10 protein-coding genes are annotated in these 15,181 nt (G+C 63.8%); 9 read left to right on the top strand and 1 reads right to left on the bottom strand.

From position 1 onward, the window contains the following. Positions 1 to 19: 19 nt before the first annotated feature. Positions 20 to 2,812: a TonB-dependent receptor gene (locus F0185_RS26815; protein ID WP_223164587.1), complete on the bottom strand. Its 2,793-nt coding sequence runs from the start codon at positions 2,810 to 2,812 to the stop codon at positions 20 to 22. A 411-nt stretch (positions 2,813 to 3,223) separates the two neighbouring features. Here F0185_RS26815 and F0185_RS26810 point away from each other — a divergent pair, with 411 nt between their 5' ends. The 9 genes from F0185_RS26810 (at position 3,224) to nusA (ending at position 15,173) form a co-directional block, all read left to right on the top strand. Then, positions 3,224 to 4,162 (top strand): ABC transporter permease, encoded by a 939-nt coding sequence (locus F0185_RS26810; RefSeq protein WP_167229820.1) that lies wholly within the window; start codon positions 3,224 to 3,226, stop codon positions 4,160 to 4,162. After that, positions 4,159 to 5,172 (top strand): ABC transporter permease, encoded by a 1,014-nt coding sequence (locus F0185_RS26805; RefSeq protein ID WP_167229817.1) that lies wholly within the window; start codon positions 4,159 to 4,161, stop codon positions 5,170 to 5,172. The genes F0185_RS26810 and F0185_RS26805 overlap by 4 nt, the downstream gene beginning before the upstream one ends. An 8-nt stretch (positions 5,173 to 5,180) precedes the next feature. Next, positions 5,181 to 6,857, top strand: coding sequence for an ABC transporter ATP-binding protein (locus F0185_RS26800; protein ID WP_167229814.1), 1,677 nt, complete (start codon positions 5,181 to 5,183; stop codon positions 6,855 to 6,857). Between the two features lie 121 nt (positions 6,858 to 6,978). Continuing rightward, complete coding sequence (locus F0185_RS26795) at positions 6,979 to 7,926, top strand: VTT domain-containing protein (protein ID WP_167229812.1); 948 nt, start codon at positions 6,979 to 6,981, stop codon at positions 7,924 to 7,926. 177 nt (positions 7,927 to 8,103) lie between these two features. Next, the gene (locus F0185_RS26790) at positions 8,104 to 9,129 is read left to right on the top strand and encodes a glucokinase (RefSeq protein WP_167229810.1); all 1,026 of its coding nucleotides are present in this window, start codon (positions 8,104 to 8,106) and stop codon (positions 9,127 to 9,129) included. 759 nt (positions 9,130 to 9,888) lie between these two features. Beyond that, entirely contained in the window at positions 9,889 to 10,692 is an 804-nt protein-coding gene (gene scpB, locus F0185_RS26785) for an SMC-Scp complex subunit ScpB (protein ID WP_166894915.1), read from the top strand. Then, complete coding sequence (gene rluB, locus F0185_RS26780) at positions 10,679 to 12,781, top strand: 23S rRNA pseudouridine(2605) synthase RluB (RefSeq protein WP_167229807.1); 2,103 nt, start codon at positions 10,679 to 10,681, stop codon at positions 12,779 to 12,781. Before scpB ends, rluB begins: the two co-directional genes overlap by 14 nt. A gap of 341 nt (positions 12,782 to 13,122) precedes the next feature. Then, positions 13,123 to 13,611, top strand: a complete 489-nt coding sequence (gene rimP, locus F0185_RS26775) for a ribosome maturation factor RimP (protein ID WP_166894919.1) — start codon at positions 13,123 to 13,125, stop codon at positions 13,609 to 13,611. Further along, positions 13,608 to 15,173 carry a transcription termination factor NusA gene (gene nusA / locus F0185_RS26770; protein ID WP_166894921.1) on the top strand — a complete coding sequence of 522 codons (1,566 nt, stop codon included), beginning with the start codon at positions 13,608 to 13,610 and terminating at the stop codon, positions 15,171 to 15,173. The genes rimP and nusA overlap by 4 nt, the downstream gene beginning before the upstream one ends. Positions 15,174 to 15,181 lie beyond the last annotated feature (8 nt).

The following is a 15,181-nucleotide window of genomic DNA, read 5'->3' as shown; positions in this document are numbered from 1 at the left end:
GATGGCTTACCGGATCAGGCTAGAACTGGTAGCGCGCGCCGGCCTTGAAGTAGCGGCCGATGGCGCCGCTGGCGTCCATCGGGTTGTAGCTCATGCCGCCGTAGGTGTAGGCATCGAGCGGTGCGACCTTGTCGAACAGATTGTTGATCGAACCGAACACCTGGAAGTTCTTCGACACGTTGTAGCGCACCGACAGGTCGGTCGAGGTGAACGAAGCGAGGGTGCATTCCGCGTTCGGGGCCGAGGCGCCGTTGGCGAACTTCGATGCGCACAGGTCGCCTTCGAAGCCCACGTTCTTCATCTTCGAACGGTAGTTGGTGGTGGCGGTGACGTTCAGGTCGTTCCAGTCCCAGCCTGCCACGAAGCTGATCTTCTGCTTGGGCGTGCCGGCGCAGTTGGAGGTGTCGCAGTTGCCGTGGGTGCCAGCGTACTCGTACTTGACGGCGGCCGACTCGGCCCGGATCCACGAATCGATGTAGGTCCAGGTCAGGCCCAGGTTGGCGCGGCCGTAGTCGCCGAGGCGGAACTTTTGCTTGATGTCGAAGTCGACACCCTTGATTTCGGTGTAGCTCGAATTGCGGTACGGCGCGTTCGAAATCAGGATGGTGCCGGTGTTCGGAATGGCCACGCCGCCGACCACCAGGTTGTTATCGGCGCGCACCGCGGTCGGCAGGGCCGCCGCTTCGTTGTACGGCAGCGGATTGATCTCGTCGCTGCGCTTGATCTTCCACAGGTCGACCGACAGGCTGGTATCGTTCAGCGGATCCCAGACCATGCCGAGCGTCATGCCTTTCGAGGTTTCCGGTTTCAGGGCCGGATTGCCGACCTTGACCGCCGCCAGCGAGATCAAGCAATCGGTGGCGCTGCCGCCGCCGGCTGCCGGAGTGCCGCCCGGGCAACGGACCGGATCGCGCGTGGTGGCGGTGCCGGTCGAACGCGACGAGGCGCTCGCTTCAGCCGCGCCCGGCGCACGGAAGCCTTCCGAATAGGTGCCGCGCACGGCGAAGCTCTTGATCGGGGTCCACTTGGCGCCCAGTTTCGGCGTGGTCGAGGAGAAGTTGGTGTACTTGTCGTAACGCAGCGCGCCCGACAGTTCCACCGATTTCAGGACCGGCGCCGCGATTTCGAGGAACACGGCCGAAATTTTCTCTTCGCCCTTGGCCGCCACGTAGGACGAGTTGATTGAGCCGTCTTCGGTGCCCGACAGGGAAGGATTGTCGAGTTTTTCGCGGCGGTGTTCGGCGCCCACGGCCAGGCCCAGGGCGCCGCCCGGCAGCTGGAACAGCTCGCGCGAAGCCTTGAAGTCGACGATGTCGAGCTTGGTGGTCGAATGCGAGGTGGCGGTGCGCACCATGGCCTGGTACAGCGAGGCCGGGTTCTTGCCGGCCTGCTCGCCGAGGTAGTACGGGAAGTACGGGCTGGCCGAATTGCCCAGCGCCGCCTGCACCACGCGCAGGTTCAGCATGTTGCTGTACAAGAGATCGAGCTTGGACTCGGAATGCACGTAGGACGTGTCGAAATCCCAGCCCATGGCCGCGCCCTTGAGGCCCACCACGATGCGGTTGAATTCATTGTTGACCGAACGCTCGCTCGGGCCGACGTCGAAGGCCGAATAACGCACCCGGACCGGCACGCCGTACGGGTTTTGCGGGTGGTTGGCGGCCAGTTGCATGGTGGTGCCGGCGCCCGAACCCCAGTTGGTCACGCCGGTCGGGTTGCCCGCTGATGGCGGGCCGGCATAGGTGCGCGTGATTTCGCCCGGAACCAGGGTGAACGAGGTGTCGCGTTTCGAGTAGCCCACTTCGCCGTACACAAGCAGGTCGTCGCCGAGTTTTTTGCTGGCGCGCGTGTACAGGTTCAAGCCGTCGACCTGGGGCTGCATCGAGCGGAACTGGTCGTGGTGCCACAGGCAGCCGCCCTGCGGATCGCTGTTCTTGGTTTGCGACAGGGCCGTGCAGCCTGGCAGCGACACATAGGTGTTGGTGACCGGATTGCGGATCGAGCCGGTCGGGCTGGCGCCGGTGTTGTTGCTGCCGGCCAGGTAGCCGGAGGCGAACTGGGTATCCATGTTGTAGCCGTACGGACGCAGGTCGCCGTGGCCGATCCAGGCGCGGTCGGCGCGGTCTTTGTTTTTGAGTTCGTTGTTGGTGTAGTACTCGGCGTTGACCAGCACGTTGTAACCGTCGGCTTCCAGGTTGCCCTTGCCCCAGGTCAGCGAGCCCTTGGCCATTTCGCCGTCTTTGTATTTGGACTGGCCGAGCGTGCCCTTGGCGATCAAGCCCGTGAAATCCTTGCGCAGGATGATGTTCACCACGCCCGCGATCGCGTCCGCGCCATAGGTCGAGGAAGCGCCGTCTTTCAGCACTTCAATGCGCTCGACCGCTTCCATCGGGATGGTCGACAGGTCGGTGAAGCTCTTCTGGCCATCGTCGGCGCGTGCGAACGGCGCCATGCGGCGGCCGTTGAGCAGCACCAGGGTCGAGGTGGCGCCGAGGCCGCGCAGCGAGATCGCGGTCGAACCGGCGGCAAAACCGTTGCCGAAACCGGTCGGCAGCGAGCCGGCGCCATCGGCGGTCAGGGTCTGGAGGTATTCGGCGACCGTGCCCTTGCCGGACTTGGCCATGTCTTGCGCGGTGATGACCTGGACCGGGGAAGCGCTTTCGGCGCTAGCACGCTTGATGCTCGAGCCGGTCACTTCAACGCGTTGGATCGGGCCTGACGGGTCTTGCGCCATGGCCGGTGCGGCCAGGGTGAATGCTGCCGAAGCGAGCGCCACAGAGACGGCGTGCGCCATTACGGTTTTTCTAAACATGTGTAACTCCAGAGGGTATCAATGTTAAAAACTTCTATATCTGCATGCATATTTCGCTTTGTGCCCGATTCCCAGCACAGGCTTGCTGAGATCGGCGAAAAATACATGATGTCTCTCGTTTTCTTGTGAAATAGTTGGTGAGAACATTTTCCAAGCGCACACATCTCAACATCTCAATGTCTGACTGTCAATGTACACACGGGCTAGTTTGGCAGCGAAACAACAGTTTCCCGACGCTACAAATTTGTACTTGAATTTGTCTGCGTTGTCTGCCGTCAACGAAGATTATTTTCTGTGCGGCAACCAAGGCCATGTTCGCCCGGCATCACCACGCGGGGCCGAAATGCGCTATCGTCATGGCCTGCGAAACAAGCCCCCACGCCCACCAGGAAAGGACCGCGCCGCACCAATATGCTTGCCTATATCCTGCGCCGCCTGTGGCAGATGCTGCCCACCATGGGCGGCGTCGTGCTGCTGGTGTTTATACTGTTTAACTGGATCGGCGGCGATCCGGCGTATCTGCTCGCCGGCAAGATGTCCGACGCCGCCGAGATCGAGAATATCCGGCGCCAGCTCGGCACCGACCAGCCGCTGCAGGTGCAGCTGTGGATCTTCGTCAAGCAGATCGTGACGTTTGACTTCGGCAATGCCTGGAGCACCGGCGAGCCGGTTTCCCACATCATCGCCAGCCGGCTGGGGCCGTCGCTGACGGTGCTGATCCCGCTGACCGTGCTCGAAACCGTGACCGGGATCGCGCTGGCGCTGGCCGTGGCCTTCGTGCGCGGCTCGCTGACCGACCGCGCGGTGATGCTGGCCTGCACGGTCGGCATGTCGGTCAGTATCCTGGTGTACATCATCGCCTTCCAGTACGGGCTCGCTTACAAGCTGGGGCTGTTTCCGGTGCAGGGCTGGGGTAACGGGCTGGGCGAAAACCTGCTGCGCTACGCGGCGCTGCCGGTGCTGATCGGGCTGGCGGTGTCGGTCGCGCCAACCCTGCGCCTGTACCGCAGCTTCGTGCTCGACGAAGTGCAGCAGGATTATGTGCGCACGGCGCGCGCCAAGGGCTTGTCCGAGCGCCGCATCAAGTGGGTGCATGTGCTGCGCAACGCCGCCATTCCCATCATCACGCACGTCATGGCGAACCTGCCGGCGCTGCTGATCGGCGCGTTCCTGCTGGAGCGCTTTTTCGGCATTCCCGGCATCGGGCGCGAAGTCATCCTGGCGGTTGAGCGCAGCGATTTTCCGGTGATCAAAGCCATTACCGTGTATGTGGCCGCCGCCACCATGGTATTCAACTTGCTGGCCGACCTGCTGTACAAGGCGGTCGATCCGCGCGTCGAGCTCGCATGAGGCCGGGCCACCAGTCGGGCCTGTGGACCCTGGCCATGCGGCGCCTGCGCGCCGACCGCGTGGCCATGGCGTCGCTGGCGGTGGTGGCGCTGTTCCTGGCGCTGCTGGCCCTGTCCAGCACGGGCCTGGTCGCGGCCGGCTGGGAAGACGAGGTGGGCGTCACCTACGCGCCCCCATCGTTCATCGGTGCGGACAGGGCCATGGGGGAGGGCGCCAGCGCGGCGCGCAGCGGGCCGCCGCCGCCGAACGCGTTCGACCCGCTGGCAGGCGAGATCGCCGCCATCATCGCCGCGCAGGGCGCCGCCATCACCGCCCCACCTCCGCCGCGCCTGGCCAGCTTGCCGTTCGGGGCCGACAAATGGGGCCACGACGTGCTGCTCAAAACCATCAAGGGCGGCGAAACCTCGATCGTGGTGGGGCTGGCGGCGGCGCTGCTGGCGGTCGCGCTGGGCACCGTGGGCGGCGCCTTGTCCGGCTACTTCGGCGGCGTGGTCGACGACCTGTTCAACTGGTTCTACAACGTGTTTACCGCGATTCCCCCGATCCTGATGATCCTCGCGGTGGCGGCCGTGCTGCAACACAAGGGCGTGAGCACCATCGTGCTCATCCTGGGGCTGACCGGCTGGACCGGGCCGTACCGCCTGATCCGCGCCGAATACATGAAGCACAAAGGGCGCGAGTATGTGCTGGCGGCCGACGCCATCGGCGCCTCGCACTGGCGCAAGATGTTTTCGCATATTTTCCCCAACGTCAGCCACGTGGCCCTGGTGCAGCTGTCGATCCTGGCGGTCGGCTTCATCAAGGCCGAAGTGATCCTGAGTTTTCTCGGCTTCGGCGTGCCGGTCGGCGTGGTGTCGTGGGGTAGCATGCTGAACGAAGCGCAGAACGAACTGATCCTCGGAAAATGGTGGCAGCTCACCGCCGCCGCGAGCGCCATGGCGCTGCTGGTGACGGCGTTTTCGCTGCTGACCGACGCCCTGCGCGATGCGCTCGATCCGAAACTCAAGTAAAGGCCGGCATGCTGCTAGAAGTAAACAAGCTGCGCATCGCCTTCCGCATCGACAAGCACAATACGGTCGAGGCGGTGCGCGGCGTATCGTTTTCGGTGCCGCGCAACGCCACGGTGGCGCTGGTGGGCGAGTCCGGCAGCGGCAAGTCGGTCAGCTCGCTGGCGGTGATGGGCTTGCTGGCGCCGGAAACCACCATCATCGACCCGGCCTCGCGCATCGTGTTCGACGGGGTCGACCTGCTGGCGCTGCCGCGCGCCGAGCGGCGGCGCCGGTGCGGCAAGGACATCGCCATGATCTTCCAGGAGCCGATGTCGTCGCTCAACCCGGTGCTGACGGTCGGCTACCAGATCGGCGAAGTGCTGCGCCAGCACCTGGGCATGAGCGCGAAAGCGGCCAGGGTGCGCACCCTGGCCTTGCTCGACGAAGTCGGCATGCCCGACCCGGCGCGCAAGATCGACGCCTACCCCGGCCAGTTGTCCGGCGGCCAGCAGCAGCGCGTGATGATCGCCATGGCGATCGCCTGCGAGCCGGCCCTGCTGATCGCCGACGAGCCGACCACCGCGCTCGACGTCACCATCCAGAAGCAAATCATGGCGCTGATTGCCCGCTTGCAGAAGGAGCGCGCCATGTCGGTGCTGTTCATCACGCACGACCTGGCGCTGGTGAGCGAGATCGCCGACCATGTGATCGTGATGCGCAACGGCGAAGTGCGCGAACAGGGCCTGGCGCGCCAGGTGCTGGACCATCCGGCCGACGCTTATACGCGTGCTCTGCTGCACTGCCGGCCGCGCCTGGACCAGCGTCCGCTGCGCCTGCCGGTGCTGGACGATTACCTTGCCCACACTTCAGAAGCGCGGGAAGCGGCGGGCGGCGCGCAACGCGCGCGCGGCTACGCGTTTGATGACGAGGAGGTGCTGGTCGTGAGCAAGCTGAGCAAGGGTTTTTACACGCGCGAGGGGCTGTTCGGCAAGCGCGAGCTGCGCGCCGTGAGCGACGTCTCGTTCACCCTGGCGCGCGGCAAGACGCTCGGCGTGGTGGGCGAATCCGGCTCGGGCAAGAGCACGCTCGGACTGACCTTGTTGCGCCTGCACAAGGCCAGCGGCGGCACGGCGATGTTCGAGGGCAAGGACCTGATCGGCATGCAGGCACGCGATTTTCTGCCCTACAAGCGGCGCATCCAGATCGTGTTTCAAAACCCGTACGCCTCGCTCAATCCGCGCTTTACGGTCGGGCAAATACTGCTCGAACCGATGCGCATCCACCGCATCGGCGCGGGCGATGGCGAGCGCGTCGGCATGGCCCTGCAACTGCTCGACAAGGTCGGCCTGCCGGCGCAGGCCATGCAGCGCTATCCGCACGAGTTTTCGGGCGGGCAGCGCCAGCGCATCGCGATCGCGCGCTGCCTGACCATGCGCCCCGAGATCCTGGTGTGCGACGAATCGGTGTCGGCGCTGGACGTGTCGGTGCAGGCGCAGGTGCTCAACCTGCTGCAAGACTTGCAGGATGAATACCGCATGAGTTACATCTTTATCTCGCACGACCTGGCGGTGGTGAAATACATGGCCGACCGGGTGATGGTCATGCGCGCCGGCAGCGTGGTCGAAATGGCCGATTCGGACGAGCTGTACCGCAATCCGCAGCATCCGTACACCCGGGCCTTGCTGGCGGCGATCCCGGGCGCATGACATCGGCATGCCGCCGCTGCGCGTGCATGCGTGCGTGCGGCGCCACAGCCGTTTGCCGGCGCCGGGCTGCAATACCACTTTCGGGGGAGAAGCGCGGCGCATTTTGGGATAAGATGGCGGCATGCCCAATCTTATCGAATTGCTTCAGCTCTACGGTGTGCTCATCGTGTTTGCCATCGTGCTGGTCGAACAAATCGGTATGCCGATTCCCGCCTTCCCGATCCTGATCGTGGCCGGCGCCCTGTCCGTGGGCGGCGAGATGAGCTGGGGCGTGTGCCTGGCCGTGGCCATCGGCGCCTGCCTGATCAGCGACGTGATCTGGTTCAACGCCGGCCGCTTCTACGGCAAGCGCATCCTGCGGCTGCTGTGCAAGATTTCACTTTCGCCCGACTACTGCGTCAGCCAGACCGAAGACCGCTTCAAGCGCTTCGGGCCAAAATCGCTGATGGTCGCCAAGTTCATTCCGGGTTTCAACATCATCGCCTCGCCCATGTCCGGCGCGCTGGGCGTGAGCACGGCGCGCTTTCTGGCCTTCAGCATGACCGGCAGCCTGCTCTGGAGCGGCACCGGGATCGCCATCGGCGCCCTGTTCCACAAGAGCGTCGACAAAGTACTGGTCATGCTCGAAAACATGGGCGGCACCGCCCTGATGGTCCTGCTGACCTTGCTGGGACTGTTCGTCCTGTACAAGTACATCGAACGGCGCCGCTTCCGCCAGGGCATGCAGATCGAGCGCATCAGCATGAGCGAACTGGCCCAGCTGATTCGCGGCGGGCAGCAGCCGATCATCATCGACGCGCGCAGCATCACCGCCCAGCAGCTCGAACAAGCCGTGCCCGGCGCGTTGATCTACAACGCCAGCGCGCCGGACAGCTTCGTGGCCCTGCTCGACAAGGAGCGCCACATCGTCGTTTACTGCAGCTGCCCGAACGACGTCACGGCCGCGCAAGTCGCCAAGGAACTGATCGCGCGCGGCTACCGCCTGGCCCGTCCCCTCCATGGCGGACTGGACGCGTGGAATGCCCATCACGCGGTCGACCCCGAACAGCGCACCGCCCAGGCCGGCTGATATCGGCCGCCAAGCCCCCTTGCGCAAGCCCCGCGCGTACCTATACTACGTCCGGACCGGTGAAAACTCCGCTTAAGGCAGGAATTTCCGGCCTCTCTGTACTATAACTACAAAGAAAGCTTGCACCGTGGGCAGGTGATCCATTAAGCTTGGCGAGTCCATAGAACAATCGCCACCATGACCGACCACGCCACCGCGCCGCACCCTGTTGTCCCGCCTTCCGCTTATGTCGACGGCCCGCGCCTGCTGGCCGACATTGGCGGCACCAACGCCCGCTTCGCGCTCGAAACCGCTCCCGGGCAAGTCGGCCTGATCGACGTGCTGCCGTGTGACAACTACCCGACCCTGGCCGATGCCTTGCGCGCCTATCTGGGCTCGCCCGCCGTGGTGGCGGCCGGGGTGGACGGCTTGCGTCACGCGGCGCTGGCGATTGCCAATCCGATCACGGGCGACCTGGTGCGCATGACCAATCATCACTGGGAGTTTTCGATTGCCGCCTTGCGGGTCGAGTGCGGCTTCGAGACCCTGGAAGTGGTCAACGACTTCACCGCGCTGGCGCGCGCCTTGCCGCACCTGGCCGCCAGCCAGAAGCGGCAAGTCGGCGGCGGCGTGGCGCGCGCGCACACGCCGCTGGGGCTGGTTGGCGCCGGGACCGGGCTGGGCGTATCGGGACTGATTCCCGCGGGCGAGAGCTGGACGGCCTTGCTCAGCGAAGGCGGGCACGTGACGTTTTCGCCGGCCAACGAGACCGAAGTGGCGATCTTGCAGTTTGCGTGGCGCCAGTACGAGCACGTATCGGCGGAACGGCTGCTCTCCGGCGACGGCATCGAACTGATCTACCGGGCGCTGGCGCACCATACGGGGCAAGCGGCGCAGGCGCTGGACGCCCCCGAGATATCGCGGCGTGCGCTGGCGGGGGAATGCGTCCTGTGCGACCAGGCGATCGAAGCGTTCTGCGGCATGCTGGGCACGGTCGCGGGCAATCTCGCGGTCACGCTCGGGGCGCAGGGTGGTATCTATATAGGTGGCGGGATCGTGCCGAGGCTGGGCGAGCGCTTTGCGCGCTCGAGCTTCCGCAGCCGCTTCGAGCAGAAAGGGCGCTTCGTCAACTATCTGGCGCAAGTGCCGACATTCGTGATTACGGCCGACTACCCGGCCTTCCTCGGCGTCTCCGCCATCCTTGCCGAAAAGCTCCGCAGCTAAGATATTTCTTACAATATCCGCCAAAGCTCTCACCGATTCCTACAACCGGGGTCAGAGCTTTAATTGGCAATTAGTTACTTTGATGGCAATCCCCCCGCACCGGGGTCTGACCTCTGATTAGCAATTATTTGTGCAATCCGGCGTGGCGAACGAGATTCCGACACGCTTGCCGGTCGAAATTATGGCGTGATCGTCGTGCCTGCATAGGGCGCATGCGAAAACGCGGCCGGATAGTGCCGCTGGTATCATTCTTCGGGTAACTAATTACGAATCAGAGGTCAGACCCCGGTTGGGGGGTGTTTTGAATCTGGGTGGCAACTAGTTGCAAGTCAAAGCTCTGACCCCGGTGTGGGGGCGGCTGGGGTCTGTTCGGGGCATTTGCAGGCGATTCTGACGCGGGGGATTGTCCTTTTCGCGCTTTTATCAGGTACAATGGCCGCTGTTGGAGCAAACGATGTCGATCGTTCGTGTAGTGCGCGCCCGGAGCTTGGCCTCCCTGCCGCTGCGACGAACCAGCGTTTGTCTTGAAAATCAACGGTTTAGCCTCGCCAGGTATGCAGGCAACCGTGTGGCAGGGTTCGCATCTCGCCACCTGTATCATTCCCGCCCAGCGCGCTTCGTCGCAGGCGACGGATTCCAGTTTCAACGTGTTTTCATGCTGTCGGCGTCATTTCGGTGACGCATGCCACCATGCGTTGAATGGTATTTGGTTGTTTTTTCTCTGCAGATCTAATTGCAACATCCGCATACGACATCGTTATGAATACTGATGAGGCCAAACGGGTCCTCGAAACCGCTTTGCTCTGTGCGCGCGAGCCCATGTCGATCCACGGCATGAAGAAGCTGTTCGTCGATGTCGATGACCATGGCCGCCCACTCGGCGCCGGGGTCGGCGCCGATACCATCAAGATCATGCTCGAAGAGTTGCGCCGCGATTGGAGCGAACGCGGTATCGAGATCGTCAGCCTGGCCAGCGGCTGGCGCTTCCAGAGTCGCCCGGAAATGAAGCAGTACCTCGATCGCCTGAGCCCGGAAAAGCCGCAGAAGTATTCGCGCGCCACCCTGGAAACCCTGGCGATCATCGCTTACCGCCAGCCGGTCACCCGCGGCGATATCGAAGAAATACGTGGCGTTGCCGTCAATTCGCAGACGATCAAGATGCTGGAAGACCGCGGCTGGATCGATGCCATCGGCTACCGCGATGTGATCGGGCGCCCGGCCTTGCTGGGTACGACCAAGCAGTTCCTTGACGATTTGGGTTTGAATTCGCTGTCCCAGCTGCCTCCGTTGCAGCAAATCAGCGACATGCGGGGCGGTCACGACATGGAAACACTCGAGGCTGCCTTGCAGGAAAATTTTGATAAAGCGGCGGCCTCGGAGGCCGCAAACGACGATGGTGCAGGTAGCGGCGACGCGCAGGAGGCATTTCCTCCCGCCGTCGCGGATGCGGCCGGCTCCGACACTTCATCTCCTGAAGTCCTCATTCACGACCCTGCGCCAGAAATAACGGTTGACGCTGCGCCAGGTCAGCACAACCAAGAAACGAATAATGAATCCAACTAAACCGACAGAGACAAGTAACGCCGACGTAGCAGCCATGGACGAGGCAGTAGCGAAGCCAAAACGCCGCACCAAGGCACAGATAGAGGCGGACGCCGGCGCCGACGCGCCGAAACCGAAACGCGCCGCCGCCAAAAAGGCTGTCGCCGAAGTCGAGGCCGCCGCGCCCGCCGCGCTGGATGCCCCAGCCAAGGCCCCGGCCAAGCCGCGCGCAAAGAAAGCAGTTGCCGTGGCAGCGGATGAGTCCGCTCCGGTAGCCGCCAGCGCGCCTGTCGCCGCAGCCCCGGTCGCCGCCAGCGCGCCCGTGGCCGTCGCAGCCGCCACCACCGACAAGCCCGCCCCCGCCGCCCGCAAGCCGCGCGCCCCGAAAGACAGCGCCGCGCCGGCAGCGCAAGCAGCCGACGGCGCCCCGGCGGCCGACGGCGCCGCGCCTGCCAATGGCGAGCACGCTCCACGTGCGCCACGCGGTCCGCGCCAGATGCGCGAACTGCGCGGCCAGCGCGAAGCGCGTATCCAGATGGAGCGTATCGAGTCCGGCGAGCCGGAAGTGGTGGCCGAAGCGCCCGCCGAGCCGGTCGCCCGCCCCGAACGCGGTCCGCGCCCCGAGCGCAGCCTGGACGCCAAGCCGCGCGTCAAAAAGAATAAAAAAGGCAATCCGGGCCTGCAGCACCACGGCAAGAACAAGATGAACGATGCCGATGCGGCGTTTTCGTACGTCACCTCGGATGCGTTCGACGCCACCGACGGCGGCCGCGCGCAGCCGGTCAAGGTGGTGCGCCGCGACCTCACGTCCGACGATGACGCGCCGAAGCTGCACAAGGTGCTGGCCGAAGCCGGTCTCGGTTCGCGCCGCGACATGGAAGACCTGATCGTCGCCGGCCGCGTGTCGGTCAACGGCGAGCCGGCCCACATCGGCCAGCGCATCCTGCCGTCGGACGCCGTGCGCATCAACGGCAAGCTGATCCACCGCAAGGTGAGCAGCAAGCCGCCGCGCGTGCTGGTGTACCACAAGCCGGCCGGCGAAATCGTCAGTCACGACGATCCGGAAGGCCGTCCATCGGTCTTCGATCGCCTGCCGACCATGAAGGCAGGCAAATGGCTGGCCGTCGGCCGCCTCGACTTTAATACCGAAGGTTTGCTGCTGTTTACGACTTCCGGTGACTTGGCCAACCGCCTGATGCACCCGCGCTACAACATCGACCGCGAATACGCCGTGCGTACCCTGGGCGAGCTGGAAGAGGGCATGCGCCAGAAACTGCTGGCCGGCGTCGAGCTCGACGATGGCGTGGCGTCGTTCACCAAGATCGCCGATGGCGGCGGCGAAGGCATCAACAAATGGTATCGCGTGGTCATCGGCGAAGGCCGCAACCGCGAGGTGCGCCGCATGTTCGAGGCGGTCGGCCTGACCGTCTCGCGCCTGATCCGTACCCGCTACGGCATCATGACCCTGCCAAGCAACCTCAAGCGCGGTCGTTGGGATGAGATGGAAGAAAACACCGTGCGCGACCTGCTCGTTGCGTTCGGCGTCGAGAAGAAGGGCGCCGGCGCCGGCGCCGACGCGCGCGGTCCGAAAGGCCGCAGCGACGCCAAGCCGCGCAGCGACGAGGATAAGCGTTCCGATGGCAATCGCATCGACCGCGTCGACGCCAACCGCAATGCCGATCCGTTCGGTCCGCCGAACGGGCGTGGCGGTGCGGGACGCGGCGCCGGTGGCCGTCCGCAAGGGCGTCCGGGTGGTGCGGGCGGCATGGGTGGCATGGGCGGGCAGGCGCGCAGCGCCGGCGGTTTCGATGGACAGAGCCGTGGCCAGGGCCAAGGCCAAGGCCAAGGTCGTCCGCAGGGTGACGGCCAGCCGCGTTCGGCGCGTCCGCAGGGCGATGGGCAGCCACGCACCGGTCGTCCGGGTGGTGGCGGCGGCAATGGCGGCAACGGCGGCAATGGTGGTGGCGGGGCCAAAGGGCCGCGCCAGCCCGATCCATTGCAGACGACCTTCGGTTTCGGGAATGCGGGTGGCGGGAATCGTCGTCCGCAGGGTCCGCAAGGTCCACGCAGCGCCGATCACGGCATGCCGCGCCGCGGTCGCCGGGGTTAAGCAAGCCGTCGTTCCCGCCAAGGGACTTGCCGGGGCCGGGAACGACGGTGGCGGTGTTGTTTTGTGACCGAAGCGGCGCGCACGGCGCTGCCCGCAGCACCGTGAACGCGGCTTTTGTTTTAAACTTGATAAGTGTTGTATGCCTGTTCATTTGCCAGTCATCGGATTGCGAACGGCCCGATAACAGGTTATAATCTGCAGCCTAATAAAAGTTCTTCCCACCACACACTGGTGCAAGTGCTTTCATCTGGTTGGGAGTATAGGAAGATGGGCACATGCCCATTTTTTTTTTGGTAAATCGTTTTTAGTGGTCCCGCGGGGCCGTGATCTGGAGAACTTGTTTGCAGCAGTTTGAATTAATCGCCAAGACAGTCAGTGGCCTGGGCTACGAACTCGTTGATGTCGAACGGGGCGAGCGCGGCATCCTGCGCGTGTATATCGATTTCACTGCAGCCGAGGCGGCCGAAAAAGGCCCGATTACGGTCGAGGACTGCGCCACCGTGAGTCACCAGCTGTCGCACGTATTGACTGTGGAAAACGTCAACTACGAGCGCCTGGAAATCTCTTCGCCGGGGCTCGACCGCCCGGTGCGTACCCTGGCCGATTTCGCGCGTTTCGCCGGTTGCGAATGCACCGTGAAGCTGCGCGTGGCCATGCCCGGCACGGCCGACCGCAAGACCTACACCGGTATCTTGCAGGCCCCGGAAGGCGAGAATATCGCATTGGAATTTGAAAGCAAGGATGGTCCGGCGCTGTTGGAGTTTACGCTCGCCGACTTGGATAAGGCCCGTTTGGTGCCGCAAGTGGATTTTAAGGGACGCAAAGCATGAGCCGCGAAGTTTTGTTATTGGTTGACGCGCTGGCGCGCGAAAAAAATGTCGATAAAGATGTGGTCTTCGGGGCGCTCGAATTCGCATTGGCGCAAGCCACGAAGAAGCGTTACGAGGGCGAAGTCGACATTCGCGTGTCCATCGACCGTGATTCGGGCGAGTTCGAGTCCTTCCGCCGCTGGCACGTCGTGCCCGACGAGGCTGGCCTGCAACTGCCCGACCAGGAAATCCTGCACTTCGAAGCCAAGGAAAACATCCCCGACATCGAAGTCGACGAATACATCGAAGAACCGATCGAGTCCGTCGAATTCGGCCGCCGCTTCGCGCAAGACACCAAACAGGTGGTCCTGCAGCGTGTCCGCGACGCCGAGCGCGAACAGATCCTGGTCGACTTCCTGGAGCGTGGCGACTCGCTCGTGACCGGCACCATCAAGCGCATGGAACGCGGCGACGCGATCGTCGAATCGGGCAAGATCGAAGCACGCCTGCCACGCGACCAGATGATCCCGAAAGAGAATCTGCGTATCGGCGACCGCGTTCGTGCCTACATCCTGCGCATCGACCGCAATATGCGCGGCCCGCAGGTGATCCTGTCGCGCACCGCGCCGGAATTCATCATGAAGCTGTTCGAACTGGAAGTGCCGGAAATCGAACAAGGCTTGCTCGAAATTAAATCGGCAGCGCGCGACGCCGGCGTTCGCGCCAAGATCGCCGTCTACACGGCCGACAAGCGCATCGACCCGATCGGCACCTGCGTCGGCATGCGCGGTTCGCGCGTGCAGGCAGTGACCGGTGAACTGGGCGGCGAGCGCGTCGACATCGTGCTGTGGTCGGAAGATCCGGCCCAATTCGTCATCGGCGCCTTAGCGCCGGCGAATGTCTCGTCGATCATGGTCGACGAAGAAAAGCACGCGATGGACGTCGTGGTCGACGAGGAAAACCTGGCAATCGCGATCGGCCGCTCCGGCCAGAACGTGCGCCTGGCCGCCGAGCTGACCGGCTGGAAGATCAATATCATGACAGCGGAAGAGTCCGAGAATAAATCGGCTCAGGAAACCGCGGCAGTGCGCGCACTGTTCATGGAAAAACTCGACGTCGACCAGGAAGTGGCCGACATCCTGGTGGAAGAAGGATTCGCTAGCCTGGAAGAAATCGCGTATGTGCCGATTTCCGAGATGCTCGATATCGAATCCTTCGACGAAGATACCGTCAACGAACTGCGGACCCGTGCCCGTGATGCGCTGGTGACTGAAGCAATTGCTTCGGAAGAAGGCCTGGAAGGGATGGACGAGCAGCTGGTTAACCTGGAAGGCATGGACCGCAACACTGCGGGCAAGCTGGGCCTGGCCGGTATCAAGAACGTTGAGGCGTTCGCGGCGCTCGCGTACGACGAATTTGGCGCTATTTTGGCGCTGGCGTCGGACCGTGCACGTGATCTGATCAAGAATGAATTTAATGATGTGACCGACGACGAGATGAAGCTGGTCGACTCAAAGTATGACGACCGCGCCAAGGCGCTGCAGGCGAAAGCCTGGAGCCTGGCAGAAGTGGTCAAGGCTTAATTTGAGTA

This window comes from Massilia rubra, from assembly GCF_011682065.1.
In the GTDB taxonomy this organism is placed as follows: domain Bacteria; phylum Pseudomonadota; class Gammaproteobacteria; order Burkholderiales; family Burkholderiaceae_D; genus Telluria_A; species Telluria_A rubra.
Note: the sequence above shows the minus strand (reverse complement) of the source record. Positions and strands in the feature narration are given on the sequence as shown.